The sequence below is a fragment of the uncultured Sphingosinicella sp. genome, from assembly GCF_963974575.1.
GTDB lineage: Bacteria > Pseudomonadota > Alphaproteobacteria > Sphingomonadales > Sphingomonadaceae > Sphingosinicella.
This window is the reverse complement of sequence record NZ_CAXBBQ010000001.1, coordinates 597152-623203: the sequence shown is the minus strand read 5'-3', so window position 1 is coordinate 623203 and position 26052 is coordinate 597152. Positions and strand designations below refer to the sequence as shown.

At 65.7% G+C, this 26052-nt stretch carries 32 protein-coding genes and 1 rRNA gene; 5 read left to right on the top strand and 28 right to left on the bottom strand.

Features of this window, described 5'->3' with window-relative positions:
- Both AAC014_RS03085 and AAC014_RS03080 read right to left on the bottom strand, forming a co-directional pair.
- A 16S ribosomal RNA gene (locus AAC014_RS03085) occupies positions 1–287 on the bottom strand; the annotation flags it as partial.
- Between the two features lie 550 nt (positions 288–837).
- Entirely contained in the window at positions 838–1266 is a 429-nt protein-coding gene (locus AAC014_RS03080; protein ID WP_339703921.1) for a CBS domain-containing protein, read from the bottom strand.
- Between the two features lie 94 nt (positions 1267–1360).
- On the opposite strand from AAC014_RS03080, the gene AAC014_RS03075 reads away from it, so the two are divergent.
- On the top strand, positions 1361–1642 hold the full coding sequence (locus AAC014_RS03075) for a hypothetical protein (protein WP_339703919.1): 282 nt from the start codon (positions 1361–1363) through the stop codon (positions 1640–1642).
- A 92-nt stretch (positions 1643–1734) separates the two neighbouring features.
- On the opposite strand, the gene AAC014_RS03070 is transcribed toward AAC014_RS03075, so the two are convergent.
- The 5 genes from AAC014_RS03070 to hisS all read right to left on the bottom strand — a co-directional run bounded on the left by AAC014_RS03070 (position 1735) and on the right by hisS (position 7429).
- A complete protein-coding gene (locus tag AAC014_RS03070; protein ID WP_339703917.1) occupies positions 1735–3108 on the bottom strand; it encodes a porin in 1374 nt (457 codons plus the stop codon).
- 119 nt (positions 3109–3227) lie between these two features.
- The gene (locus AAC014_RS03065) at positions 3228–4109 is read right to left on the bottom strand and encodes a DUF4167 domain-containing protein (RefSeq protein WP_339703915.1); all 882 of its coding nucleotides are present in this window, start codon (positions 4107–4109) and stop codon (positions 3228–3230) included.
- Between the two features lie 185 nt (positions 4110–4294).
- Positions 4295–5119: a peptide chain release factor N(5)-glutamine methyltransferase gene (gene prmC, locus AAC014_RS03060; RefSeq protein WP_339703913.1), complete on the bottom strand. Its 825-nt coding sequence runs from the start codon at positions 5117–5119 to the stop codon at positions 4295–4297.
- The gene (gene prfA, locus AAC014_RS03055; RefSeq protein WP_339703912.1) at positions 5106–6194 is read right to left on the bottom strand and encodes a peptide chain release factor 1; all 1089 of its coding nucleotides are present in this window, start codon (positions 6192–6194) and stop codon (positions 5106–5108) included. Before prfA ends, prmC begins: the two co-directional genes overlap by 14 nt.
- Positions 6191–7429 (bottom strand): histidine--tRNA ligase, encoded by a 1239-nt coding sequence (gene hisS, locus AAC014_RS03050; protein ID WP_339703911.1) that lies wholly within the window; start codon positions 7427–7429, stop codon positions 6191–6193. Before hisS ends, prfA begins: the two co-directional genes overlap by 4 nt.
- 115 nt (positions 7430–7544) lie before the next feature.
- Between hisS and ppa the strand changes: the two genes are divergently transcribed.
- Together ppa and AAC014_RS03040 are read left to right on the top strand one after the other, a co-directional pair.
- The gene (gene ppa, locus AAC014_RS03045) at positions 7545–8078 is read left to right on the top strand and encodes an inorganic diphosphatase (protein WP_339703910.1); all 534 of its coding nucleotides are present in this window, start codon (positions 7545–7547) and stop codon (positions 8076–8078) included.
- 62 nt (positions 8079–8140) lie between these two features.
- On the top strand, positions 8141–10042 hold the full coding sequence (locus AAC014_RS03040) for a peptidase M61 (protein WP_339703909.1): 1902 nt from the start codon (positions 8141–8143) through the stop codon (positions 10040–10042).
- Here AAC014_RS03040 and AAC014_RS03035 read toward each other — a convergent pair.
- The 19 genes from AAC014_RS03035 to AAC014_RS02945 form a co-directional block, all read right to left on the bottom strand.
- Positions 10034–10516 (bottom strand): GNAT family N-acetyltransferase, encoded by a 483-nt coding sequence (locus AAC014_RS03035; RefSeq protein WP_339703907.1) that lies wholly within the window; start codon positions 10514–10516, stop codon positions 10034–10036. The two genes, AAC014_RS03040 and AAC014_RS03035, sit on opposite strands and share 9 nt — an antisense overlap.
- On the bottom strand, positions 10513–10773 hold the full coding sequence (locus tag AAC014_RS03030) for a hypothetical protein (protein ID WP_339703905.1): 261 nt from the start codon (positions 10771–10773) through the stop codon (positions 10513–10515). Before AAC014_RS03030 ends, AAC014_RS03035 begins: the two co-directional genes overlap by 4 nt.
- Positions 10770–11906 carry a flavodoxin-dependent (E)-4-hydroxy-3-methylbut-2-enyl-diphosphate synthase gene (ispG, locus tag AAC014_RS03025; RefSeq protein ID WP_339703903.1) on the bottom strand — a complete coding sequence of 379 codons (1137 nt, stop codon included), beginning with the start codon at positions 11904–11906 and terminating at the stop codon, positions 10770–10772. The genes AAC014_RS03030 and ispG overlap by 4 nt, the downstream gene beginning before the upstream one ends.
- Before the next feature lie 211 nt (positions 11907–12117).
- Positions 12118–12651 carry a peptidoglycan-associated lipoprotein Pal gene (gene pal, locus AAC014_RS03020; protein WP_339703901.1) on the bottom strand — a complete coding sequence of 178 codons (534 nt, stop codon included), beginning with the start codon at positions 12649–12651 and terminating at the stop codon, positions 12118–12120.
- Positions 12652–12789: 138 nt separating this feature from the next.
- A complete protein-coding gene (tolB, locus tag AAC014_RS03015) occupies positions 12790–14121 on the bottom strand; it encodes a Tol-Pal system beta propeller repeat protein TolB (RefSeq protein WP_339703899.1) in 1332 nt (443 codons plus the stop codon).
- A 4-nt stretch (positions 14122–14125) separates the two neighbouring features.
- Complete coding sequence (locus AAC014_RS03010; protein WP_339703897.1) at positions 14126–14914, bottom strand: cell envelope integrity protein TolA; 789 nt, start codon at positions 14912–14914, stop codon at positions 14126–14128.
- Positions 14911–15306, bottom strand: coding sequence for a protein TolR (gene tolR, locus AAC014_RS03005; protein WP_339703895.1), 396 nt, complete (start codon positions 15304–15306; stop codon positions 14911–14913). Before tolR ends, AAC014_RS03010 begins: the two co-directional genes overlap by 4 nt.
- A 54-nt stretch (positions 15307–15360) precedes the next feature.
- Complete coding sequence (gene tolQ, locus AAC014_RS03000) at positions 15361–16074, bottom strand: protein TolQ (RefSeq protein WP_339703893.1); 714 nt, start codon at positions 16072–16074, stop codon at positions 15361–15363.
- A complete protein-coding gene (locus AAC014_RS02995; RefSeq protein WP_339703891.1) occupies positions 16064–16543 on the bottom strand; it encodes a YbgC/FadM family acyl-CoA thioesterase in 480 nt (159 codons plus the stop codon). Before AAC014_RS02995 ends, tolQ begins: the two co-directional genes overlap by 11 nt.
- Before the next feature lie 69 nt (positions 16544–16612).
- Positions 16613–17641 carry a Holliday junction branch migration DNA helicase RuvB gene (gene ruvB, locus AAC014_RS02990; protein WP_339703889.1) on the bottom strand — a complete coding sequence of 343 codons (1029 nt, stop codon included), beginning with the start codon at positions 17639–17641 and terminating at the stop codon, positions 16613–16615.
- A gap of 55 nt (positions 17642–17696) precedes the next feature.
- On the bottom strand, positions 17697–18230 hold the full coding sequence (locus tag AAC014_RS02985; RefSeq protein ID WP_339703887.1) for a DsrE family protein: 534 nt from the start codon (positions 18228–18230) through the stop codon (positions 17697–17699).
- 14 nt (positions 18231–18244) lie between these two features.
- Positions 18245–18853, bottom strand: a complete 609-nt coding sequence (gene ruvA / locus AAC014_RS02980; RefSeq protein WP_339703885.1) for a Holliday junction branch migration protein RuvA — start codon at positions 18851–18853, stop codon at positions 18245–18247.
- Entirely contained in the window at positions 18850–19347 is a 498-nt protein-coding gene (gene ruvC, locus AAC014_RS02975; RefSeq protein ID WP_339703987.1) for a crossover junction endodeoxyribonuclease RuvC, read from the bottom strand. Before ruvC ends, ruvA begins: the two co-directional genes overlap by 4 nt.
- Entirely contained in the window at positions 19344–20087 is a 744-nt protein-coding gene (locus AAC014_RS02970) for a YebC/PmpR family DNA-binding transcriptional regulator (protein WP_339703883.1), read from the bottom strand. The genes ruvC and AAC014_RS02970 overlap by 4 nt, the downstream gene beginning before the upstream one ends.
- Positions 20088–20158: 71 nt before the next feature.
- Entirely contained in the window at positions 20159–20479 is a 321-nt protein-coding gene (locus AAC014_RS02965) for a heavy metal-binding domain-containing protein (RefSeq protein ID WP_121047077.1), read from the bottom strand.
- Positions 20476–21237: an FAD binding domain-containing protein gene (locus tag AAC014_RS02960; protein WP_339703880.1), complete on the bottom strand. Its 762-nt coding sequence runs from the start codon at positions 21235–21237 to the stop codon at positions 20476–20478. Before AAC014_RS02960 ends, AAC014_RS02965 begins: the two co-directional genes overlap by 4 nt.
- The gene (locus tag AAC014_RS02955) at positions 21234–21695 is read right to left on the bottom strand and encodes a (2Fe-2S)-binding protein (RefSeq protein WP_339703878.1); all 462 of its coding nucleotides are present in this window, start codon (positions 21693–21695) and stop codon (positions 21234–21236) included. The genes AAC014_RS02960 and AAC014_RS02955 overlap by 4 nt, the downstream gene beginning before the upstream one ends.
- 312 nt (positions 21696–22007) lie before the next feature.
- A complete protein-coding gene (locus AAC014_RS02950; RefSeq protein WP_339703876.1) occupies positions 22008–22250 on the bottom strand; it encodes a DUF2312 domain-containing protein in 243 nt (80 codons plus the stop codon).
- A 72-nt stretch (positions 22251–22322) separates the two neighbouring features.
- Positions 22323–22637, bottom strand: coding sequence for a DUF1244 domain-containing protein (locus AAC014_RS02945; protein WP_339703985.1), 315 nt, complete (start codon positions 22635–22637; stop codon positions 22323–22325).
- Positions 22638–22706: 69 nt separating this feature from the next.
- Here AAC014_RS02945 and pyk point away from each other — a divergent pair, with 69 nt between their 5' ends.
- Positions 22707–24152: a pyruvate kinase gene (gene pyk / locus AAC014_RS02940; RefSeq protein WP_339703874.1), complete on the top strand. Its 1446-nt coding sequence runs from the start codon at positions 22707–22709 to the stop codon at positions 24150–24152.
- Between the two features lie 253 nt (positions 24153–24405).
- On the opposite strand, the gene AAC014_RS02935 is transcribed toward pyk, so the two are convergent.
- Together AAC014_RS02935 and ykgO are read right to left on the bottom strand one after the other, a co-directional pair.
- Positions 24406–24996 (bottom strand): HAD family phosphatase, encoded by a 591-nt coding sequence (locus tag AAC014_RS02935; RefSeq protein ID WP_339703983.1) that lies wholly within the window; start codon positions 24994–24996, stop codon positions 24406–24408.
- A 52-nt stretch (positions 24997–25048) separates the two neighbouring features.
- Positions 25049–25174 (bottom strand): type B 50S ribosomal protein L36, encoded by a 126-nt coding sequence (ykgO, locus tag AAC014_RS02930; RefSeq protein WP_050599643.1) that lies wholly within the window; start codon positions 25172–25174, stop codon positions 25049–25051.
- A 65-nt stretch (positions 25175–25239) separates the two neighbouring features.
- On the opposite strand from ykgO, the gene AAC014_RS02925 reads away from it, so the two are divergent.
- Positions 25240–26049, top strand: a complete 810-nt coding sequence (locus AAC014_RS02925) for a metallophosphoesterase (RefSeq protein ID WP_339703853.1) — start codon at positions 25240–25242, stop codon at positions 26047–26049.
- Positions 26050–26052: the final 3 nt, after the last annotated feature.

Below are 26052 nucleotides of genomic sequence, written 5' to 3'. Positions count from 1 at the left end.
CCAGTGTGGCTGATCATCCTCTCAGACCAGCTACGGATCGTCGCCTTGGTGAGCCTTTACCTCACCAACTAGCTAATCCGACGCGGGCTCATCCTTAGGCGATAAATCTTTGGACCGGAGTCATCATACGGTATTAGCAGTCATTTCTAACTGTTATTCCGTACCTAAGGGCAGATTCCCACGTGTTACGCACCCGTGCGCCACTAAGCCCGAAGGCTTCGTTCGACTTGCATGTGTTAGGCATGCCGCCAGCGTTCGTTCTGAGCCAGGATCAAACTCTCAAGTTCATGACCAAGCATCGCATCGTGAGACCGATACGATACCCGTTCAAGGAGTCGTTCCTACACATCACTATCACTAACGTTTCACTGGCCTAAGCCAATGAAGCACTATGTGGTAAGGACATGATGAACAACGGTTGTTTAACCACGCTACCCAGGGCCTTGAGTCCCCAGGGCGTGGGCCGCCGCCCACATGTCCCTTCTTCTAAAACCTACAATGAGAAAGAGCGAAACGTCTTCCCACCGGCGGGTTAGGGCCGATAATTCGGTCTACCAAACGATGGGGGCCGGCGAAGAAGTGTTCGTCGCCGGCGACGTCGCGGTGTATATGGGGGGGGCCTTGGAGGGTCAACAGCTTTTTTGAAACAAATTTGCCTTGATTGCTTTTTTGGCGGAAAACCGTGGAAATTCAGACGCTTTCTTGGCGGGCAGATGGCGCGCTGGGCGAACCTGGCGCCCGAACGATTCTCCCAAGCACCGTTCAGAGCCCGCTTTTGACGTGAGACTCGGGGTATCGGCCCAGAATCGGGAACCCCGGCTGCGGAGAATCGCCTGGTCAGGCGTGCGCGATATAGTCCTTCAGTGATTCCGCCTCGCGGACCGCTTCGTCGATGCGGGCCTTCACGAGGTCGCCGATCGAAACGACACCGCGCACCTCACTGCCGTCCAGCACCGGGAGATGGCGGATACGGCGACGCGTCATCCGCGACAGCGCGGTCGTGACGCTCTCTGCCGGGGCAACCGTGATCACGTCGGTCGTCATGATCTCCCGCGCGGTGCGCTGCAGGATAGACGCGCCCTGCTCGTTGAGCCCGCGCACGACGTCGCGCTCCGAAAGCACGCCGACCACTTCGCCGTCCTCCATCACGAGCACGGCGCCGATTCGGTGCGCGCACAGAAGCCCGACGACCTCCGCTACGGTCTGCGATGGCGACGCTGCGATAATCGTGCCGCCCTTGTCTTTCAGTATCGATGCAATGCCCATGGCCGTGCCCTCCCCAGCAGGCCGGCCCGGCACGCCTGACGCGCGCGTCTGCCGGCGGCTTGAAGATTACGCGAACCGCGGCCAAATGAAAGACATGCAAACACCCGCCCGCCGTTTCCGCGTGCTGTTGCTGTCCGCGCTGGCAACGGGCGGCGCGGTCGTGCCGCTTGCGCTCTGGTATCTGTCGTCCGAAGGCGTTTCGTTGACGCTGCACCTCGTGCTCGCGATCAGCCTAGCGATCGTGCTGTCCCTGCTGCTCGCCGCCGGGCTGATGGGTCTTGTGTTCTTCAGCGCCGAATCAGGACACGACCAGCGCGTGGCGGACGAGAACGCCGCGCACGAACCCGAAGTCTGGCGCGATTCGCCGATCGACTAGAGCATCAAGTGGAAACCGGCTTTCCGCCCCAAACGATGCGACAACAATAGAGATAGAGCGCGCGTCCTGCGCCCGATTCCACGCAGTGCGCTCTAGAAGTCGATCTGGCTGCGAAGGCCGACGACGGTTGCCCCGTAATCCCTGTCGCCGCCGGTCCCCGCGATTGCCGCATCGCGGAAGACCATCCGGCCGCCGTTCAGCGCGAACAGCACGTAGTCGGTGGGCTTCCAGATCAGCGAGGCGAGATAGCCCTGCTGGCGCCCGCCCACGACCCCGGCGTCGCTGAGGTCGAGATGATCGTAGCGCAGGTTGAGCGCGATGGCGCCGATACCGCCGTCCGAAACCGGATTGGCGGGCTTGATGCGATCGAAAGCGCCATCCTTGTACCCGCGCGATTCGCCGGTGATCAGCCAGCCGCCTTCGACATAGCCGCCGAAGAAGGTGGGATCGGCGGCGCCTGCGAGCGACACGTTCATCCAGTGCATTTCAGCCGCCGCGTGGAAAGGGCCCGAGATCGCCGCGAGTTCAACGCCGTAGTTCGTCTCCGCCGTCACCGGCAGCGACGGCGTTGCGATGAAACGCACGTCTGTGGTGTGCACCTGCGGACGCTGGCGATAGCGCGTGCTCGCGCTGACGCTGCCGGTGTCGCGGTAGTGCGCGGAGGCACCGGCGTGGAACTGCGTTCCGCCCATCTTCGGCGCGAAGACGATTCGGCCGTCGAAGCCGTAGCTGTTGTTCGCATCATCGGAGAGATCGGCGATGTTGTCGGTGAACACGCCGCCCTGCAGCAGCAGCGCCTTGCCGCGATACTGGGCGGAAATTCCGAGGCGCCGTTCGAAGCCGAACGCATCGGTGAACGCCGCGCGCTCGATAAAGCTGGTGTTGACGTCGCTCGTCAGCTCCTCGAGTCCCTGGAAACCGTTGTGCTGTCCGACCGTGATCGTCGTCCGGCCGCGCTTATAGTCGATATAGGCTTCCTGGAACTCGGGTGACGACGGCGCGAAATCGATATCCACGCGATATCCGAAACCGCCGGGCATGGTGCCCTGCACGCCGAGATAGGCGCGCCGCACTTCGTTCGTGAAACCGAGGCCGCTATCAGCGATGCCCGCCGGGCGCGATACGTTCGCTGCGTCGAGCTGCAGCCGCCCGCGCGGCTTGAAGCTCCAGCCTTTCGCGGAAATCTCGGGCGCGCCCTTCCAGCTGACCTTGATCGGATCGGCAGGCGCGGGAGGGGTCGCTGCGGCGGCCTGCTGCTGCGGCGGCTGTGCGTTGGCCGCGCCCTGCGCGCGCAGCGCCGCCACTTCGGCCTGAACCGCTTCGAGCTGCGCCTGCAACGCGGCGAGCTTCGCGACCGCCTGTTCGAGCGTGACCGATTCCGTCTGCGCCATCGCCGTTGTCGGCAGGCTTGCAGACAGGCCCATCATAACGAATGCCGAAATCAATGTCGCTTGGCGCGTGGTCATGATCGTCCCCTTCAGCGCGACCACTCGTGCGGTACGCGCGGGGGCGCTAGCATGAAGTTCCCGTGACGGAAACATGAACCTTGCATTGCAGAACCAAGCGGCGGCCTCCGACGCGGAAATCAGGCGTCGACGGTCTCAACGGGCTGAACCTTGCGCGGACGCCCGCGCGGACGGCGCGGCTTCTCTTCAGAGGCCTCCACCGCGACGGCGGCTTCCGCGACAGCGGGTGCTTCCGCCGCAGCCTCAGGCTGCTTTGCCTTCGCGGGGGGGCGGCCACGACGCTTGGGGGCTTCCGTCACGGTCTCGTCGCCATCGGGCCGGCGCGCGCTCCGCGCTAGCGTGCGGAGTGCACCTTCATCTTCGCGCTCGTCGTCTTTCGGCTGCGCCGCAGGTTTCGGCTGCGGTGCCGGACGCGCCTGTTCGTAGCGCTCCTGAGATTCCTGGCGCTCGGGTCGCTCCGAACGCTCCTGGCGTTCAGGGCGCTGACGATCGCGATCCTGGCGCTCCCCGCGCTCCGGGCGGTCCTGACGCTCGCCCCGCTCCGGGCGGTCCTGCCGCTGATGGCGCGGCTCGAAACGCTGACGCTCGCGACGCTGGTCCTGGGTGCGGCTGTCGCCCTCGCCCTCTTCGTCCTCATCGCCATCGTCTTCGCCGTCATCATCCTCGTCGCGGACGTCGCGCTCGTCATGCTCGCGGCCGCGGCGATCCGGGCGATCGTTGTGCTGCTGGTACTGCGACTGACGCTCTTCCTGCCGGGCGCGCATCTCGGCGACGACGCGGTGGTAGTGATCGGCATATTGCAGATAATATTCGGCCTGAACGCGTTCACCCTGCTGGTGCGCCTCACGGGCAAGATTGGTGTATTTCTCGAGCAGCTGAAGCGCATTGCCCCGCTGGCGCGGCTCCATGTTGCGGTTGCCCATCTCACGACCGCCGCCCTGCTGGGGACGCGGATTACCGCGCCCACGGCGCCGACCGGACTGTTGCTGCCCATTTCTCATGAAATACTCTTTTCCCCGATACTGCCGGCCGAGCCGACTGTCGTTGTTCAGGACATGCGCGGCAATCCACGCAAGGGTCTTGAAGCGACCGCCAAACGATTCTGCCTATCGTAAGTGCCCGGCGAGGGGATCATCGTCCTCGCCCATGCACAGCCGCTCTAGCGGCATTGTCAGCGCATTCCAAGTCAAAAAACAGAAGCGATGCGATGGAAAACAACCGCCCGATCCCGTCCGGCAAGGTCGCGTTCCACCGTGCCGCGAAGGTCCGCTTCGCGCCCCAGCGCCAGAACCGCGTCCGCCTGCCGCCACCCGATCTCCAGGATCGCGGCACCGTCCGCCTCCAGCAATGCCGGGAGTGCGGGAACGATGCGCCGATACGCCTCAAGGCCGTCCTTGCCGGCGAACAGCGCGCCGTGCGGCTCGTATTCGCGCACGCCGGGACCGGTCGCCTCGTCCTCACCGATATAGGGCGGATTGGAGAGGATTAAAGAGAAGCGCCCCGCGATCCCTTCGGCCCAGTCGGCCTTCAGCACGCTGCATCGGTCCGAGAAGCCGAGCCGGTCGGCATTTCGCACGGCAACGGTGAGCGCAGCTTCGGACACGTCCGTGGCGAGCGCGGTCGCCTGCGGCCATTCGGCAAGCGCGGCAAGCGCGAGCGCACCGGAGCCCGTGCCGAGATCGAGGACGCGAAGCGCCGCATCGGCCGGAAACAGCCGCTGCGCCGCCACGATCAGCGTTTCGGTGTCGCCGCGCGGCACGAGAATCCCCGGCCCCACTTCCAGATCGAGCGACCAGAATTCCTGCCGCCCGAGGATATAGGCAACGGGTTCGCCCGCCGCGCGCCTGATAATAAAAGCCTCTGCGGCGCCCGCCGCGACCTCCGGATTGCCGAGCAGCAAGGCCTCGCGGCTAATCCCAAGCGCGTGGGCGACGATCAGTTCGGCATCAAGGCGCGGTGTCTCCCCGCCGATCCGCGCCGCCGCAACCCGTACGAGATCAAGCGCCTTCATTCAGGTTCGCGAGCCGTGCCGCCTGATCCTCGGCGATGAGCGCTGCGACGAGTTCGCCGAGTCCCCCGCCTTCCATGATCTCCGGCAGGCGGTGCAGCGTCAGGTTGATACGGTGATCGGTCACGCGGCCCTGCGGGAAGTTGTACGTGCGGATACGCTCCGAACGGTCGCCCGAGCCGACCATCGATTTGCGCGCGCCGGCGCGTTCGTTCGCCAGCTTCTCGCGCTGCAGTTCGAAGAGGCGCGCGCGCAGCACTTTCAGCGCCTTCGCCTTGTTCTTGTGCTGGCTCTTTTCGTCCTGCTGGCTGACGACGAGGCCGGTGGGAAGGTGCGTGATGCGCACGGCGCTGTCCGTCGTGTTCACCGACTGGCCGCCGGGGCCCGACGAGCGGAACACGTCGATGCGCAGGTCCTTCTCGTCGATCTGCACGTCGACCTCCTCGGCTTCCGGCAGCACCGCCACCGTCGCGGCGGACGTGTGGATGCGCCCGGAGGCTTCCGTGGCAGGCACGCGCTGCACGCGGTGCACGCCGCTTTCGAACTTCAGCTTGGCGAACACGCCCTGCCCGGTGACGTTCGCGATCACCTCCTTGAGCCCGCCCGCGTCCGCCGACGACATTTCCATCGTCTCCACGCGCCAGCCCTGCGTTTCGGCATAGCGCTGGTACATGCGGTAAAGATCGCCCGCGAACAGCGCCGCCTCCTCGCCGCCCGTGCCCGCACGGATCTCGAGGATCGCCGAGCGTTCGTCAGCCATGTCCTTCGGCAGCAGCAGCACGGCGAGCGCCTTTTCAGCGTCCGGCAGCTGTTCCTTCAGTGACTGCAGCTCGTCCTCGGCAAGCGCCACCATCTCGCGGTCGCTCTCGCCGCCGTTCACCATCGCGGTCAGGCTCTCCGCCTCGTCGCGCATCACGCGCACCGCGCGGGCGGCCTCAGCCACAGGCTTCAGCTCGGCATATTCCTTGGAAAGCGCCACGAACTTCTCGGCCGGGAGATCACCCGCGGACATCTGCGTCGTCAGTTCGGCATAGCGCGATTCGATCTGCCGGATACGCGCTGTGGGAACGCCGCTCATCGCAGCGCCTCGGGAAGCGCATCCAGCGCAACGCGCCACTGCTCGCCCGTCGCGAGCCGCTTCACCGTCGCCTCGCCCGCCGCCAGTTCATCGTCACCGATGATGACCGCGTAGCGCGCACCCGCAGCGTCCGCCTTCTGCATCCGCTTCTTCATATTGCCGCGCCACGCCTGCTCGGCAGCGATTCCCGCGCGCCGCAGCGATTGCAGCACTTCATAGGCTCTCGCCTCGGCGGCTTCGCCCATCGGCACCACCGCCGCGTCGATCGTCTCTGCTTCCGGCGCTTCGATCAGCATCGCCAGCCGTTCGATGCCCGCCGCCCAGCCGACGCAAGGCGTATGCGGCCCGCCGAGCGCTTCCATCAGCCCGTCATAGCGGCCGCCGCCGAGCACGGTGCCCTGCGCGCCCAGATGCTCCGTGATGAACTCGAACGTCGTGTGGCGATAATAATCGAGCCCGCGCACCAGCGCCTCGTTGCGCTCATAGGCCACGCCCGCCGCATCGAGCCCCTTGCGCACGGCATCGAACCACGCGCCCGCTTCGGCGGACATGTAGGCGTCGATCCGCGGCGCATCGGCGACGAGCGCCTTGTCGGCGGCGTCCTTGCTGTCGAGGATACGCAGCGGATTCTTCTCCAGCCGCTCGCGGCTTTCGGCCGAAAGCGCATCGCGGTGCGCCGAGAAGTGCGCGATCAGCGCTGCCTGCCACGCGGCGCGCGTCTCCGGGTCGCCGAGCGTGTTGAGGTTCAGCACCGTCTTGCCCTGAAGCCCGAGCTCATCGAGCAGGTGCTGCGCCAGCGCGATGATCTCCACGTCCGCCGCCGGCTCGCCCGACCCCAGGATTTCCGCATCGAGCTGGTGGAATTGCCGGAATCGCCCCTTCTGCGGCCGCTCGTAGCGGAACGCCGGGCCCCACGCGGCGAGCTTCATCGGCGCGTGCTGCTGCCAGCCGTTGGAGATGTAGGCGCGCGCGATTCCCGCCGTGAACTCCGGCCTGAGCGTCAGCGATTCGCCGCCGCGATCCTCGAACGTGTACATTTCCTTCGAAACCACGTCCGTCGTTTCGCCGAGCGAGCGCGCGAAGACGCCGGTGAATTCGAACACCGGCACCTGCACGGGGCGGAAGCCATAGAGCCTGCGCACGCGCGTGAACGTTTCGATCACCTGATCGAAGCGCGCGGCCTCCTCGCCCACCATGTCCTGCGTGCCGCGAACGGCCTGAATCTTGCTGCTCATAAGCGCCGCGCTTTAGACCGTCTCGCGGGCCGTGGAAACCGTTCATGCGATTTCTGCTGCGATGCAACATTCAGCGGTTCCCTTCGACGCGAAGAACCGCTAAACGCCGCGCGCCATGGATATATCAAAGATTCCCGTCGGACCGAACCCGCCCCACGAACTCAATGTCATCATCGAGGTGCCGATCGGCGGTGAACCGGTGAAATACGAGTTCGACAAGGACTCAGGCGCGATCTTCGTCGATCGCATCCTGCACACGCCGATGCGTTATCCGGCGAACTACGGCTTCATCCCGCACACGCTCGGCGAGGACGGCGATCCGCTCGACGCGCTCGTCATCACGCGCTCGCCGATCATCTCGGGCGCGGTGATCCGCGTGCGCCCGGTCGGCGTGCTGCTGATGGAAGACGACAAGGGCGGCGACGAGAAGCTGCTCACCGTGCCCGTCGATTCGACCTTCCCCTACTACGGCAACGTCACCAACCACAGCGACCTGCCGCCGATCGTGCTGCGCCAGATCGAGCACTTCTTCGAGCACTACAAGGATCTCGAACCCGGCAAGTGGGCGAAGCTGAACGGCTGGGGCGATGCCGAAAAGGCACGCCAGCTGATTCTGGACGGCGTCGAGCGCGCGAAGACCAAGGGCTGATCTTTACCGTCTGAAACAATTCCGTCATTCCTCGGGGAAAGTCATTTCCCGGGGAGACTGCCTTGCGTGCGTTCTGTTCGTTCCTGATTCTTCTGGCGGCCCCCGCCGCCGCTGAAAACAGCCTTCCCCGAACACCCACCTATGTTCAAGCGGAACAGCCCGCGCAGGATCTCCGCTACCCGGGCGTGATGACGCTCGATATCGACGCCACGGACACGGCCCGGCGTATCCTCGGCGTCCGCCAGCAGATCCCCGTCGCCGTGCCGGGGCCGCTGACGCTGCGCTATCCCGAATGGCTCCCCGGCAAGCACGCCCCGCGCGGTCCGATCGCCGCGCTTGCCGGGCTCACGATCAGCGCGGGCGGCAAGCCCGTGCCGTGGAAGCGCGACCCGCGCGACGTCTATGCCTTCACCGTCGATGTGCCGAAGGGCGCGAAGGTGCTCGACGTCCGCTTCCAGTACCTTTCCCCCACGGAGGGCAATCAGGGCCGCGTCAGCGTGACGGCGGAGATGCTGAACCTGCAATGGGAGACGGTCGCGCTCTACCCGGCAGGTCACTACACGCGGCAGATCCGCGTGCGCCCCGCGGTCACGCTGCCCGAAGGCTGGCAGGGTGTCGCCGCGCTGGACGGTGTGGTGCGCACCGGCAATACGCTCCGCTACGCCGAGACCGATTTCGAAACGCTCGTCGACAGCCCGATGTTCGCCGGGAGCAACTACAAGGCGTGGGATCTCGGCCACGACGTTCGCCTCAATGTCTTCGCCGATCGCCCCGGCGACCTTGCCGCCACCGACGATCAGATCGCGGCGCACCGGCGCATGGTCGATCAGGCGATAAAGCTGTTCGGATCGCGCCACTACGACCGCTACGAATTCCTGTTCGCGCTCTCCACCGAGCTTGGCGGCATCGGCCTTGAACATCACCGCAGCTCCGAAAACGCTCTGCCCCGCGTCTATTTTACGGACTGGGCGAACACGGCGGCAATGCGTGGGCTGCTTCCCCATGAATTCACGCACAGCTGGAACGGCAAGTTCCGCCGCGGCGCCGATCTCTGGACGCCGGACTATCGCACGCCGATGCAGAACAGCCTGCTGTGGGTCTATGAAGGGCAGACGAGCTACTGGGATTCGGTGCTCGCCGCGCGCTCCGGGCTGATCCCAAAGGATGTCGTGCTCGGCGAGTTCGCGAATCAGGCGGCCTTCTACGAGATGCAGCCGGGCCGGGCGTGGAAGCCGCTCATCGACACCACCAACGACCCCATCACCAACGCCCGCCGCCCGCAGGCCTTCCGCACGTGGCAGCGTTCGGAAGACTATTACAGCGAAGGCTCGCTCATCTGGATGGAAGCCGACATGCTGATCCGCGAGAAGACTGGCGGCAGGAAATCGCTCGACGATTTCGCGCGCGGCTTCTTCGGCATGAACGATGGCGATTGGGGCACGGTCACCTACACCTTCGAGGATGTTGTCGCCGCGCTCGATGCGGTCGCGCCGCACGACTGGGCGACCTTCCTGAAAACCCGCGTCGATGAGATCGCGAAACCCCCGCTTGGCGGCATCGAGAAGGGCGGCTACCGGCTCGTCTTCAAGGAAACGCCGAATCCCTATCAGGTTTCGAGCGACGCACGCAGCCGCACAACCGATCTCAGCCATTCGGTGGGCATCACGGTCAGTGCTACGGGGGCGATCTCCAACGTCGTGTGGGACGGGCCGATGTTCCGCGAAGGCGTGACGACCGCGACGCGGATCATGGCGGTGAACGGCCGCGAGTTCAACGAGGCCGATTTCAAGGCGACGATCACCGCCGCGAAGGGCGGCAAGACCCCCATCGAACTGCTCGTGAAGGAAGGCCCGCGCTATCGCACGATCCGCCTCGGCTACACCGGCGGACTCCGCTATCCGCACCTCGAACGTTTCGGCAACGGCCCCGCGCCGCTCGACCGCGTACTCGAACCGCTACCCTGACGCGGCGAGCGCCTTCAACGCCTCGCCGTCGACGCGGTTGACCGTCCATTCATCCATCGGCCGCGCGCCGAGCGAACGGTAGAAATCGATCGCAGGCGTGTTCCAGTTGAGAACCGCCCATTCGACGCGTGCGCAATCCCGCTCGATCGCAAGCGCCGCAAGCCGCGCGAGCAGCGCCTTGCCCGCACCCTTGCCGCGCGCCTCGGGCGCGACAAACAGGTCTTCGAGGTAAATCCCCGGCCGCCCTTCAAAGGTCGAGAAATTGTGGAAGAACAGCGCAAAGCCAAGGGGCGCGCCGTCATCCTCGGCGATCAGCACCTCGGCATAGGGGCGCGGGCCGAACAGCTGCTCGGCAAGCCCTTCGGCGTCGCCTTTCACCTCGTGGCGCAGTTTCTCATATTCGGCGAGATCGCAGATGAAACGGAAGATAAGCGGCGCGTCCTCGCGCACCGCTGCGCGAATCAAAAGGGTCACGCGCGATCCTCGCCTGTTCTGGTGATCGTTCCGACCTCGAGTTCGTCGATCCGCAGTTTGCGGATGCGCGCCTTGCCGATGCGGAGCCGCCCGATCGCAAGCGCGCCGACCGCGACAGCCCCGAGCGCGAAGGCCCCGAGCGTCAGCGCCGCAACGGCGCCGTAGCCGAGCGTCGTTGCCCCGGTTGCCGATGCGCCGGTCGCAACGGCCTTGCGCGCCACCGGCGGTTCGAGCCTGATGTCGGACCCCGTCTTCATGCGGCCTTGCCGTGCAACGTGTCCATGCTCACCGCGCTCCCCGCTTCGATCTCGGCAGCCTTGGCTTCAACAAGACCCACGACGTGCGCGATCATGTCAGCGTCCGCGATCGTGTGGTCGGTGATGCCCGACAAATAGACCATGTGCTTGCCGTTGCCGCCGCCGGTGATGCCGATGTCGGTCTCGCGCGCCTCGCCGGGACCGTTGACGACACAGCCGAGGATCGAGAGCGACATCGGCGTCTTGATGTGCTGGAGCGCATCCTCCAGCGCCTGCACCGTGCGGATGACGTCGAAGCCCTGGCGCGCGCAGCTGGGGCAGGACACGACGCGGACGCCGCGCGTGCGCAGGCCGAGCGTCTTCAGGATTTCATAGCCGACGCGGACTTCCTCCTCGGGCTCCGCGGACAGCGACACGCGGATCGTGTCGCCGACGCCGAACCAGAGCAGCGAGCCGATGCCGATCGCCGACTTCACCGTGCCGCCGATCAGCCCGCCCGCCTCGGTGATGCCGAGATGCAGCGGGCAATCCACGGCTTCGGCGAGTTGCTGGTAGGCCGCAACCGCGAGGAACGCGTCGGAAGCCTTCACCGCCACCTTGTATTCGCGGAAGTCGTGCTCCTCGAGCAGGCGGATATGATCGAGCGCGCTTTCGACGAGCGCCTCGGGGCACGGCTCGCCGTACTTTTCGAGCAAATCCTTCTCAAGGCTTCCCGCGTTGACGCCGATGCGGATCGCGCAGCCGTTCGCCTTCGCGGCGCGCACCACTTCCGCCACACGCTCCGACGATCCGATGTTGCCCGGATTGATGCGCAGGCACGCCGCGCCTGCGTCCGCCGCTTCGAGCGCGCGCTTGTAGTGGAAATGAATGTCGGCGACGAGCGGCACCCGCGCCGCCCGCGCGATCTGCCGGAACGCCGTGGTCGATTCGACATCGGGGCACGACACGCGGATGATGTCCGCCCCCGCTTCCTCGCAGCGGCGGATCTGGTCGATCGTCGCCTTCGCGTCGGAGGTCGGCGTGTTGGTCATGGTCTGCACGGTGATCGGCGCGTCTCCACCCACCGGAACGCTGCCGACCATGATCTGCCGCGATTTGCGCCGCGCGATATCGCGCCAGGGACGAAGGGACATGCTGGGGACTCTCACCTTTCGCGGGCGGATATACGCGAGCTTCGCGGCGAACCCAAGACCTGCCGGTATCGTGGGCTGGCGCGGGAGCACGGATCGCTGTTCTACATCGTCGGCCGCGGCGTGCCATGGCTCCGCCCGCTCACAGGTCTCGCCGCAAAAGAAAAGGGCCGCCCCGAAGGACGGCCCTCTCCAACTTCAGTCTGACGCGGGCTCAGCTCGCGGCAGCGCCGACCAGCACCGTGACGGCGCGGCGGTTCTGTGCCCAGGCGCTCTCGTCCGAACCTTCGACGGCCGGACGTTCCTTGCCGTAGCTGATCACGCTGATGCGATCAGCGGCAACGCCCTGCCCGGCGAGGAAGTTCTTCACCGAGTTGGCGCGGCGTTCACCCAGCGCGAGGTTGTATTCACGCGTGCCGCGCTCGTCGGCGTGGCCTTCGATCGTGACCTTCACGTTCGCATACTGGGCGAGCCAGCCGGCCTGCTTCGTCAGCGTCGCCTGCGACGCGCTGTCGAGCTGGTAGCTGTCGAACTCGAAGAACACGCGGTCGCTGCCCGCCTGCTGGACGAAGTCCTCGACACTGCCCGGCACAACCGTGCTGGTGACGGGCGCAGGCGCCGGAGTCGGGGTCGGTGTTTCAGCCGGGGCCGCGGGCGGCGGCGGCGGCGGCAGCTCTTCGGCCTTCTTCGAGCACGCTGCCGTCGTGACCAGCGCGGCCACCATCACCACTTTCAAGGCAGTCTTCATCATCACTCTCCCTGTCTCGGAACCCCAAAAGAACCCGGCGACAGTCGCCGGTTTCCACTCAACAACGCGAATCCGTCATTACGGTTTCCAAACTGAACTCGGTCGACAACCCTTAATAACACCTGAATGCTATGCTTTTTAAGGCAAAAGTGGAGACCACGCCGGATCGGACCCGTCGAGCGGTGTCGGAATGCGCCGTTCGTTGACGCCCGTAAGGTCCACCGACCAGAGGTCGGCGCGCCCGCCACGCTGGCTCCGGAAGAACATCACGACACGGCCGTTCGGCGACCAGGTCGGCCCCTCATCGCCCCAGCTGTCGGTGAGCAGCCGCTCGCCCGAGCCGTCGGGGCGCATCACGCCGATTCGGAAACCGCCGCCGCCCATGCGCGTAAAGGCGATGAGATCGCCGCGCGGGGACCATACCGGTGTCGCATAACGTCCGCCGCCGAAGCTGATCCGGCGCTGGTCCGAACCGTCCGCGTTCATCACGTAGAGCTGCTGCGTGCCGCCACGATCCGATTCGAACACGATCTTGCTGCCGTCGGGCGAATAGCTCGGGCCGGTATCGATGCCGGGCGTGCTCGTCAGCCGCTGCGGCGTGCCGCCGTTCACGCTCATGCGATAGATATCGGTGTTGCCGCCCTGCGCCATCGAGAACACGAGGCTCTGCCCATCGGGCGAGAAGCGCGGCGCGAAGCTCATGTTCGGAAAGTTGCCGACCAGCGTCTGGCGCCCGGTGCCGATGTTGTAGACGTAAACGCGCGGCCGGTTCTGCGCGAACGACATGTAGGCGACCGTCTGCTGGCTCGGCGAGAAGCGCGGCGTCAGCACGAGGTTCTGGCCGTTCGTCAGGAAGCGGTGGTTGGCACCGTCCTGATCCATGATCGCAAGCCGCTTGATGCGCTTCGTCTGGCTACCCGTTTCCGAAACATAGACGATGCGGCTGTCGAAGTATCCGCTTTCCCCCGTCAGCCGCGAATAGACCGCATCAGCGCACTTGTGCGCGGCCCGCCGCCAGAACGCCGGCTGCGTCGAGAAGCCCTCCCGCGCGAGGATCTCCTCTGAGAATACATCGTATAGATAGCAGCCCACCGTGATCGAGCCGTTGCCGTTCACCTGCACGAAGCCCGTGACCAGCGCCTGCGCCGCCACCGTCCGCCAGTTCGGGAAGCGCGGCGCCAGCACGTCGGCATAGGCGACGGTCGTGGTGAACGCCGAAGGGTTGATCGGCTTGAAGAGGCCGGAGCTTGCAAGGTCGTTCGAAACGACCTCCGCCACCTGCCGCCCGAGCGCCGCCGTGTCGCCGGCAACCGTGGTCGCGAGCGCGGGCGTCGTGAACGCGGGCACCGCGATCGGCATCGGCTTCGAAATGCCCGCGTTGATGTCGACGCGAAGCTGGGCGGCGGCCGGTGTCGCGGCGATCGCGATCAAAAGGGCCGACAGTGCGGAGATGAGGCGTTTCACAGGCATTTCCTTACAGCGTCTCGCTTGGGTCGAAATTGAGTTCGAAATCCTTCCACCCGTCATAAAGTTCCGGGGGAAGTCCTTCCAGTGAACATGCGGGGTTCATAACGGCGCGGATCGCGGCGTCGCGCGCCACGCGGCCATAAGCGGCGTTGCCGGGGCCGACGCCGCTCTGCGACAACACCTCCGGCCGGCCGATGATGGTGCCGTCGCGCTGCACGCGCACGCGCAGCAGCGTCTTGATATTGCGCGCGTCCGGTCCGCCCGCGCCCGGGTCCCAGCAGCGGTAGATACGGTCGCGGATCGCCTGTGCCAGCGTTGCCATCGTCCGCGCGTCGAGCTTGGCGCCTTCGGGAATCGCCTGTTCGATCGATTTCGCGAAGTCGGTCGGCTTGGTCTTCCGCGGCGCGTCCTTCAGCGATTTGTCGATCAGGTTCGAAAGATCACGCTTGGGTTTCGGCTTTTCGATCGGCTTGGGATCAGGCTTTTTCGGCTCGGCCTTGGGCTTCGGCGCTTCCTTTGGCGCGACCTCAACCGGCGGCGGGGTCGGTTCCGGCGTCGGCTCGGGCTCAACGACCTCAGGCTCGGCTTCCTCCACCGTCTCGCGCGGCGCCGCCTCGATCGAAGGCTTGGGCTTTTCCTGCACGGTCGGCACGTCGGAAATGTCGACAAACTCGACCGGGATCGGCTCCACGATCGGCGCGATGTCCTTCGACATCAGGCTCCAGCTCAGCGACAGCCCGGCGAACAGCGCCAGGTGCGCCACGCCGGCAATCAGGATCGCACGATTCTCGGTCACCGGTCCTCTGCGCCGGCCTCGCTCACGAGCGCGACCTTTTTGAAACCCGCGGCGTTCACCTCGCCCATCACGCGCATCACGTTTCCGAAGTCGAGGCGGCGGTCGGCGCGCACATAGACGCGCGGCCCCTCCGCTTCGCCCGCACGCGCTTCGCCGATCGCTGCGAGCTTCGCAGCAAGCTCTTCGGCGGGCACGAGCTGCTCGTCGACATAAACCTCGCCCTCGGCGCTCAGCGACACCTGGATCGGCGTGTTGTCCTGCTTCAGCGCGCCCGCCTTGCTATCGGGAAGGTCGATGGGAACGCCGGAGACGAGCAGCGGCGCCGTCACCATGAAAATGATGAGCAGGACGAGCATGACGTCGACAAGCGGCGTCACGTTGATCTCGCTCATCGGCGGCGCCTTGCCGCCTCTGCGTCCACCGGGAGCTATGCCCATCGCCATGCGTCAGGCCTTCGGTGCCATGGTTTCAAGCTCACGCGAGAGTTCGCCCTGGAACTCCTCGGCGAAATTGTGCAGGCGCCCCTCGACACGGCCGATGCCGTAGAGAAGCCGGTTGTAGCCGATCACTGCGGGAATCGCCGCGAACAGACCCATCGCGGTCGCGAACAGCGCCTCGGCGATGCCGGGCGCAACGACGGCGAGCGTCGTGTTCTGCGTCGCCGCGATCGAGGTGAAGCTGCGCATGATACCCCACACCGTCCCGAACAGGCCGACAAACGGCGAGACAGAGCCGATGGTGGCAAGAATGTTGAGCCGGTCGGAAAGCGTGTCGATCTCGCGCGCGATGGCGACGCCCATCACACCGCCGAGGCGCGTGCGAAGGCCGACGCGGTCGTAAGTGCCGCCCGCCGTCGAACGCCGCCACTCGCTCATCGCCGCCGCGAACACCTTGGTTGCCGGATGTTCGGCCTTGCCCGGTGCCTCGCGGATGTCCTCGAAGCTGTTCGCCTTCCAGAAGCGGTTTTCGAATGCCTCGGTCTGCTTGCCGATCACCTTCAGCCGCCGTGCACGTTCGATGATGATCGCCCACGACCAGATCGACGCGAACAGAAGCCCGATCATCACCGCCTTGACGACGATATCCGCCTGCATGAACAGCGCCCACGGCGACATATCCGCGGCCCCCGCCAACGCGACGTTTGCAACCTCAGTTTCCATCCGGCTCCCCGTTTCCCGCCTTTACGGCCAAATCCTCGAATACCCTGCGCCATTCCCGCGGCTGACGCTTCGGCCTGCCGTCTCGCCCGACGAGTGCAGCTGTAACAAGCGCATCCGTGACGAGTTCCCCTGAACGTACGATGACTTGCGCGATCCGGCACGACGCCGCGCCGATGCTTTTTACACGGCTTTCAACATGGAGCACGTCGTCGAGCCGCGCGGGACGCACGTAACGGATATGAAGGTCCGTCACCGCGTAGGCCCCCTCGCCCGCATCGAAGAAGGCGCGCTGGTCGATCCCCGCGACGCGCAGCATGTCCGACCGCGCGCGCTCCATGAAGCGCAGGTAGTTCGCGTGATAAACGACTCCCGAAAGATCGGTGTCCTCGAAATAGACGCGCACGGGAAAGCGGTGAACACCGTCCACAAAGGCGCCTGAGGTCGGGCCGCTTGTTGTTTCACCCGTCATTCCGTCCGGTGTCTAACCGGGCAGGACTCGGCGGGGAAGCCCGAAAATGCGCCGATTCGAGGGCGCGGCTCAGTCCTCGAAGGGGAGGACGTCTCCGGCACCGGCCGGCGGGGCAAGGCCAAGGTGCGTCCAGGCCCGGCCATTCAGCATCCGCCCGCGCGCAGTCCGCGCGACGAGGCCGAGCTGGATCAGGAAGGGTTCGATGACCTCTTCGAGCGTATCGCGCGGCTCCGAAAGCCCTGCCGCCAACGTCTCGATGCCGACCGGGCCACCCTTGTAGATGTCGGCGATCATGCCGAGGTAGCGCCGGTCCATCGCGTCGAGCCCGAGCGCATCGACCTCCAGCCTCAAGAGCGCCGTGTCCGCGACCATACGATCGACAATCTCCGCGCCCGCAACATGCGCGAAGTCGCGCACACGCCGCAGCAGGCGCCCGGCGATGCGCGGCGTACCGCGCGCGCGGCCGGCGATTTCGCGCGCGCCTTCGGGCGACAGTGCCATGCCGAGCAGCCCGGCGGCGCGCGTCACCACGTGTTCGAGTTCGTCGACCGTGTAGAAATTGAGCCGAACAGGGATACCGAACCGGTCGCGAAGCGGCGTCGTGATAAGCCCCGAGCGCGTCGTCGCACCCACGAGTGTGAAGGGCGGCAGGTCGATCCGCACCGATCGCGCCGAGGGGCCCTCGCCGATCATGATGTCGAGAGCGCGGTCCTCCATCGCCGGGTAGAGGATTTCCTCCACCGCCGGATTCATCCGGTGAATCTCGTCGATGAACAGCACGTCATTGGGTTCAAGGTTGGTGAGCAGCGCCGCGAGGTCGCCCGCCTTCGCGATCACCGGGCCGGAGGTGGAGCGGAAACCGACGCCCAGTTCGCGCGCGATGATCTGCGCCAGCGTCGTCTTCCCGAGCCCCGGCGGCCCGAAGAACAGCACATGGTCCATCGCTTCGCCGCGCTGCTTTGCGGCGGAAATGAACACACGCAAATTCTCCCGCGCTGCCGCCTGCCCGACGAACTCCTCCAGCCGCTTGGGCCGAAGCGCGGCATCCACGTCCTCGCCGGTACGCTGAGAGCTTATGATGCGTTCCTGATCCGTCACGCCGTCTCCATGCGATAGCCCGCCACGCCTGTCGAGCCTTCGGCTGGCAGCTGCATCAGAACGGGTTCAGCGTATATCCCTGCTGTTGAAGCAGGGCATGGGCCGTCATCGCCGAAAGCGAAAGCTTCACGCCGGGCAACAGATCTGCCTTGGTCACCCCCATGCGTGCTGCGCTTTGTCCGCAAAGGTAGACCGCGACCCCGCGCTCCAGAAGCGCGGCGATAACGGCAGCCGAACCGTTGGGCTTGTCCCCGTTGTGCGCACGGTAAACCGTATCGTTCGTCACGTCCCAACCGGCGGTGCCGTGGACGATGATCGCCAGGTGGATGTTTTCCAGCGGAACGCCCGCCGCGACATGCATGTTGATGAAGCGGCCCGCACTGTCGAACGTACGATTGATCTCCCCCGCATCCGCGCCCTTGGCGACATCGAACGCCACCTTGAAAACCGTGCCCCTCGGGATCGGGAGATCGGATTCTACGGGCGCGCTCTTGCCGAAATCCGAAAAGACCGGGCCAGTCCGAAACGGCTCTGCCTGGGCAGTCGCAGCGGCCATCATCATGAGTGCAACCGGGATCAGCCCGCGCATCGTCGTTCCTTTCATCACCGTGCGGCTTTCTTGAGCGCCAGCCGCACCACAGTACCGACATCCGCGCCCTCGCCCGCTTCTTCGATCGCGGCCGTGACAACGCGGTTCGCTTCGGCAGGCTTGTAGCCAAGGTTGGCGAGTGCGGAGAGCGCATCCGCCGCGAGGCCGCCTTTCGGCGCGGCAGCGGCGAAGCCGCCCACGGGGATCGTCGCCCCGGCGATACCACCCGCCTTGTCCTTCAGTTCGTTGACGATGCGCTCGGCGAGCTTCGGACCAACGCCGCTCGCGCGGCCCACCATCGTCTTGTCGCGGTTGGCGATCGCGGCGTGCAGTTCGTCCGGCGTCAGCACGGACAGGATCGCCAGCGCCACTTTCGCGCCGACACCCTGCACCGTCTGCAGCAGGCGGAACCAGTCACGCTCGCGCTCGCTCACGAAACCGAACAGCTGGATCGCATCCTCGCGGACATGTGTCTCGATATGCAGGGAGACCGCGGTGCCCACACCGCCGAGCGACGCAAGCGTCTTGGTCGACGCCGAGACGAGATACCCCACCCCGTTCACATCAATGACCGCAGCGTCTGCGTTGACTGTGTCGAGCAGGCCCTTCAGCTTCGCGATCATCGTGCGTATCCCCCCAGCGCCCTCGCGCTCGCCATATGGTGCGCGTGGCAGATCGCCACCGCAAGCGCGTCCGCCGCGTCGGTGCTTTTGATCTTCACACCGGGCATCAGACGCTCCACCATCGCGCGCACTTGGTCCTTCTCGGCCGCGCCCGTACCGACCAGCGCCTTCTTGACGAGACGCGTCGCATACTCCGCAACGTCAAGTCCCGATCCCGCGAGAGCCGCGAGAGCCGCGCCGCGCGCCTGCCCAAGCTTCAGCGTCGATTGCGGGTTCTTGTTGACGAACACCTCTTCGGCCGCCGCCGTCCCGGCGCCGCTTTCCGCGACGACGCTCGCAAGCCCCGAGTAAAGCGCCGAGAGCCGCGCGGCCATCGGCAGGTCCGCGGGAATGCGGAGCGTGCCGTGCGCGATGTGCGAGATACGGTTACCCTCAGCCCGGATCACGCCCCAGCCGGTGGCGTTCAGCCCCGGATCGACGCCGAGAATGATCAGCCGAGCTTCTCCATCACGTCGTCGGAGACCTCGTAATTGCCCGAAACGGTCTGGACGTCGTCGTCATCGTCGAGCGCATCGATCAGCTTGAGGAGCGATCCCGCGTCTCCTTCCGCAACCGACACCATCGTCTGCGGTCGCCACGCAAGCTTCGCGGCTTCCGGTTCGCCGAGAACGGCTTCGAGCGCCTTCGCGACCTCGTGCAGCGCATCCTGCGCGGTCCAGACCTCGTGGCCGTCGTCGCTCGACTGCACATCCTCGGCGCCGGCTTCGAGCGCTGCCTCGAACACCTTGTCCGCGCTCCCCGCCTTCACCGCATATTCGATCAGGCCCATGCGGTCGAAGCCGTGGCTCACCGATCCCGAAGCACCAAGGTTCCCGCCGTTCTTCGAGAAGATCGTGCGGACATTCGTCGCCGTGCGGTTGCGGTTGTCGGTGAGCGCCTCGACGATCAGCGATACGCCACCGGGGCCGAAGCCTTCGTAGCGAATCTCTTCATAGTTCTCGACATCCCCGCCGCTCGCCTTGTCGATCGCGCGCTGTATGTTGTCCTTGGGCATCGACTGCGCCTTCGCCGCCATCACCGCCGCGCGCAGGCGCGGGTTCATGTCGGGATCGGGCGTGCCCATCTTGGCCGCGACGGTGATTTCGCGGGAAAGCTTGGAAAACATCGCCGAGCGCTTTTTGTCCTGCGCGCCCTTGCGGTGCATGATGTTCTTGAATTTGGAATGACCTGCCATGGGACTCGTTCGTGCCGGTTTCTGGAAATGTGGCCGGGTCTTTACGCGAGCGAGGGCGCTACTGGCAATGTTCAGGAAACGGTGACCGCCGTTCCCGACGCCGAAACCATCAGCATCGATCCGCCTTGCCCCAGCACTTCGTAGTCGAGATCGATGCCGACAACGGCGTTCGCGCCGAGCCGTTGCGCCTCCGCCGCCAGTTCATCGAGCGCCTGCTGCCGCGCCTCGCGCAGCACGGTTTCATAGGAACCCGCACGCCCGCCGACGATGTCGCGGATGCCCGCGAAGAGATCGCGGAAGATGTTCGCGCCGAGGATCGCCTCGCCGGTGACGACGCCGTGGTACTTGGTCGCCGGGCGGCCTTCGATGGTAGGGGTGGTGGAAAGGATCATGCCATGTCTCCAAGTGCGCGGCGCAGCATCACGCCGGCGAGATGCGCGCGATATTCGGCGCCGGCGTGGATGTCGGAATTGAGATCGTCCGGCGCAAGCGCCGGAAGCGCGCCGCCCGCATCGATCGCCGCTTCCGCGCCCGTCCAGCGGAACACGCCCGGCCCCGCGCCGGTCACGGCCACGCGCGCCCCCCCCGGGAAGCGCGCGACGAATACGCCGACGAGCGCGTAGCGCGAGGCGGGGTGCGCGAACTTTGCATAGGCTGCCGCCTGCGGCACGTAGAAGCCGATACGCGTGATGATCTCGGCGTCTTCGAGCGCGGTTGCGAACATGCCGAGGAAGTAGTCGTCCGCCGTATGCGTGCCGCGGTTTGTTTCGATCACAGCATCCAGCCCCAGCACCGCTGCCGGATAGTCAGCCGCCGGGTCGTTGTTGGCAACGCTGCCGCCGAGCGTGCCGTGCTCCCGCACCTGCGGATCGCCGATGCCGCCCGCGAGGCGCGCCAGCGCCGCGATCGGGGCGCTCTTCGCAACCTCGGCGTGGCGCGTCATCGCGCCGATCCAAACACGCTCGCCCTCGCGCGATACGCCCGAAAGGCCTGGAACGCGCGCGAGATCGACGAGCGCATCGGGCGCTCGCAGGCGGGATTTCATCGCCGGAATGAGTGTGTGACCGCCGGCAAGGCAGGCGACATCGCCGCCACTGGCGAGAAGCGAGGCTGCCTCGGCAAGGTTCGCAGGTCGGTGATACGCCGTCACAGCGCCGCCGCCCCCGCGCGAATCGCCTTCACGATATTGGTGTAGCCTGTGCAGCGGCAGAGATTGCCTTCAAGGTCGTGACGGATGGTTTCCTCGTCCACGTCCGACCCGTGCCGTGCCGCGATGGCGATCCCTGCGATCACCATGCCCGGCGTGCAGAAGCCGCACTGCAACCCGTGCGCCTCGCGAAACGCCGCCTGCATAGGGTGCAGCGCCCCATCCCCGCCGAGCCCCTCGATCGTTGTCACCGCAGTGCCGTCGGCCTGCCCGGCGATCACCGTGCAGCTCTTCACCGCCTTGCCATCCATGAGCACGTTGCATGCGCCGCACTGGCTGGTGTCGCAGCCGATATGTGTGCCGGTGAGGCGCAAATGATCGCGCAGGATTTCGACGAGCAACATCGTCGGTTCCACGTCGAGTTCGCAGAGGGATCCGTTAACGGTCAGGCTGATTTTCATGGACGGGATATTAGAGGTGCGGATGCGATGCGCCAAGCCGCCCAAAACGAGAAAAGCGGCGATACCGGGGCCGTGGTATCGCCGCTCAACTCAGGGTTTTCGCCTGGAGGCAATCGGGGTCATTGACCACCGCCAGGTTGGGTCGCCGCCTTCGCCGGGGCCGTGGCTCCGGCGGCTGTCCAGAGAACAGCAAGCACCGTGCCAGAATCTCAACATGTTGATTTTATTGAGATCGAATGATTGCCCCTGTCCGCTTTCCGTCCCGGAGCGGGACAGTCTGTGCCCCGCGCGTCCCGCAATGGGACGCGCGCGTCACTCCTCGAGGCCGAGCGCCGCCTTGTAGGTATCGAGCAGCGCTTCCATTTCCTGGCGCGTGTTCTTGTCCATCTTGCGCAGGCGCACGACGGTTTTCATCGTCTTGGGGTCGAAGCCCTGGCTCTTCGCTTCGAGGTAGACATCCTTGATGTCGTCAGCGATGCCCTTCTTCTCTTCCTCAAGACGCTCGATGCGTTCGATAAAAAGACGGAGTTGTTCGACGGATACGTTGTCGGTCATGCCTGCCTCGAATCATGGATGAAGAAATCGGTCGGGGTTCGTAAGTCGCCCGCTCCAACTCCGCAAGGCGGGTTAATGTGCGTTTTTCGCGACGCTTTCGTCCATGCGGCGCATCTGCTCCGGGCTCGCCTCCGTCTGGTGCTTCGCCTTCCAGTCCGCCGGGTCCATTCCGTAGACGAGCGCCCGTGCTTCGTCCTTGCCGAGCGTCACACCGCGCGCCGCGCCCGCCTCGCGCAGCCAGTCGCCGAGGCAGTTGCGGCAGAACCCGCCGACGCCCATCAGATCGACGTTCTGCACATCGGTGCGATGCCGGAGGTGATCGACCAGCCGCCGGAACGCCGCAGCTTCCATTTCGGTCCGCACATTGTCGTCGATCGCCATCACCATCTCCTGTCTTTGCACCCACAAGCGTAACGCTCTAGGGGTATCCGCGCGCAAGCACTGCGAAGGGGTCACATGAAGATAGAGCCGCGCCGCCGCAAGGTCCGCATTCTCGCAACGCTCGGGCCAGCCTCGAGCAGCTACGAACAGATTCGCGCGCTTTATCTCGCCGGAGCGGACGCCTTCCGGCTCAACATGAGCCACGGCGGGCACGAAGGCCACACCGAGGTCGTAGGCCATATCCGCGCACTCGAACGCGAAACCGCGCGGCCGATGACGATCCTGGCCGATCTGCAGGGACCAAAAATCCGCATCGGCCGCTTCGACGCCCCCGTGGAACTGAAGAACGGCCAGCGCTTCACGCTCGACCGGAACGACACCCCGGGCAGTACGACACGCGCCTTCCTGCCGCATCCCGAGATCTTCGGCGCCACCGAGCCCGGCCACCGGCTGCTCATCGACGACGGCAAGGTGGCGCTGCGCGTCCTTGCGGTGAGCCCGGATAGAATCGAAACCGAGGTCATGGTGGGCGGGCGCCTGTCGTCCAACAAGGGCCTCAACGTCCCCGACGCAGTGGTGCCGCTCGCTGCGCTGACGGAGAAGGATCGCCGCGACCTCGATTTCGCGCTCGACGCGGGCGTCGACTGGGTGGCACTCAGCTTCGTGCAGCGCCCCGAGGACGTCGCAGAAGCGCGGACGCTCATTGGCGGGCGCGCGCAGCTTCTCGCGAAAATCGAAAAGCCGCAGGCGCTCGACCGCCTGACGGAAATTCTGGAGATCGCCGACGCGGTGATGGTCGCGCGCGGCGACCTTGGCGTAGAGATGCCGCCCGAGGCGGTGCCGATGGCACAGAAGCGCATCGTGCAGGCCGCGCGCAAGGCGGGACGTCCGGTCGTGGTCGCCACGCAGATGCTCGAATCGATGATCACCTCGCCGACACCGACGCGCGCAGAGGTGAGCGACGTCGCCAACGCCGTTTACGACGGCGCCGATGCCGTGATGCTCTCCGCCGAATCGGCGGCGGGCGCCTGGCCTGTCGAAGCCGTGCGGATGATGGACGCAATCGCGAGCGCGGTCGAAACCGATCCCGAACACGCCCGGCGCGTGCATTTCACCGAAACGCTGCTCGAACCGACGACCGCCGACGCGCTTTCCGGCGCGGCGGGGCAGATCGCCGGGACCATATCGGCGCGCGCGGTGTGCTGCTTCACAACCTCCGGCTCGACGGCACGGCGCGCCAGCCGCGAGCGGATCAACGTGCCGCTCCTGGTGCTGACGCCGAAACTTGCGACCGCGCGGCAGCTCGGCCTGCTCTGGGGCGTCCATGCGGTTCATACGCGCGATGTGAACGACTTCGAGGAGATGGTGAACAAGGCCAAGCGCATGGCGCTACGCGCGGGCGTCGCGAGCGGCGGCGACCGCATCATCATCATGGCCGGGGTTCCCTTCGGCACGCCGGGCTCGACGAACGTGCTCCACGTCGCGCGGCTTACCGGCGATGAACTGAAGGGCCGAAAATAAGCCGCTGCAAATCAATTGCCGAACGCGTGAAAACACGCGGACAGAATTGTTTCGCCCCCGTCGTTTCTATTTTGACGCTTATATGACGGCCGCCCTGTAGCCGTGCATCATCAGGCACGAATCCAGGATATTTCATCATGCGTAAACTTCATGGCGACTTGCTGCTGCTTGGCGCTGGATCAGCAGGACTTGCGCTGTTCGCGACGCCGATCCTGTTTTCTGCGCACGCTATCGCCGCGCCGCCTTGCCAGTCTCAGAGCGAGAGCCCCAGCGCCGTCAGCGCCGCCCTCGCCCGGTCCGCACTGGTGAACACGTGACCGCGATAGCCTGCCGCTTCCGCGGCGGCGATATTGTCGTCGCGATCGTCAATGAACAGCGCGCGCGCCGGGTCCACCGGAAAGCGGCGCTTCGCCAGCGCGAAAATGGCGGGATCAGGCTTCACCAGCCGCTCCTCGCCCGACACGATGATGTCGTGGAAGCGCGCGAATGCTGGCTCGGTTGACGCGAATCGCGGCCAGAATTCGTGCGAGAAGTTTGTAATGCCGTAAAGCGGCACGCCTTGGTCGGCGAGCGCGTGCACCAGCTCGATCATGCCGTCCACCGGCCCCGGCAGCGTTTCCAGCCAGCGCGGTACATAGGCCTCGATGAGGTCGCGCTCCTCCGGGAAGGCAGCGACGAGTTCGGCGGTGGTTTCGGCGGCGGGCCGCCCGGCATCGTGCTGGAAATGCCATTCCGGCGTCACGACATTGGCGCAGAACCATTCAAGCCGGTCCCGGTCCGGGATCAGCTTTTCGTAGAGGTAGCGCGGGTGCCAGTGATAAAGAACGCCGCCAACATCAAAGATGACGGCGTCGATCGCAGCTTCGGCCAGCAGCGGAAGATTCAGCAGTGAAGAATCAGCCCTGGCGCGCCTTGAAGCGGCGATTCGTCTTGTTGATCACATAGGTGCGGCCGCGGCGGCGGATGACGCGGCAATCGCGATGACGTCCCTTCAGGGACTTGAGGCTGTTCCGGATCTTCATGTTTTCCGCCTGCGAAACTGATTCTGGTGCTGTTCAAGAGCGCGCGTCCCTACGGGGCAAACCGCATGAAGTCAAGGCTTCCGGCTTGCTCGCCGCGCCGCGTGCATTACATGGGCGCCATGCTCTCCCGCTTCCGATCCCGCCCGAAACGCACAGACCGCCTGCACGAAGGCCTGCGCCTCTACGCGATCGGCGACATTCACGGCCGTCGCGACCTTCTGGACGCGCTGCTCGGCCAGATCGACGCCGATCTTGAAGGCTGGAGCGGCGATTCGGAAATCATCTTCCTCGGCGACTATGTGGATCGCGGCAACGCGTCGGCCGCGGTGCTCGACCGGCTGGCGGAGGGCCCTCCCAAGGGCCGGCGCTGGACGCTGCTCAAGGGCAACCACGAATCGATTCTCGCGCACCTCGTCAGCGGCCGGCCGCGCGAGAACGAATCGCTTTATCCCAGCTGGCTGAGGCACGGCGGGCGCGAGACGCTGGCGAGCTACGGCCTCCCCGCAGCACTCGCCTTCGGCGACGACGAGGCCGCCGCGCTCGGCGCGCTCCGCGAGGTGATGCCGCGCACGCATCTCGAACTCCTCGAATCGTTCGAACTCATGCGCCGCGAAGGCGACTATCTGTTCGTCCACGCCGGCATCCGCCCCGGCGTGCCGGTGGAGGAGCAGCGCCAGCGCGATCTTATCTGGATTCGCGAGGCGTTCCTCGAACACAAGGGCGATCACGGCTTCCACGTCGTGCATGGCCATTCAATCACGCGCGATGTCGACACGCAGGCAAACCGCACCGGCATCGACACGGGGGCGTACGCCACCGGCCGCCTCACCGCGATGGTGCTGGAAGGCGACTCGCGCCGTTTTCTCTCGACCTGAAGG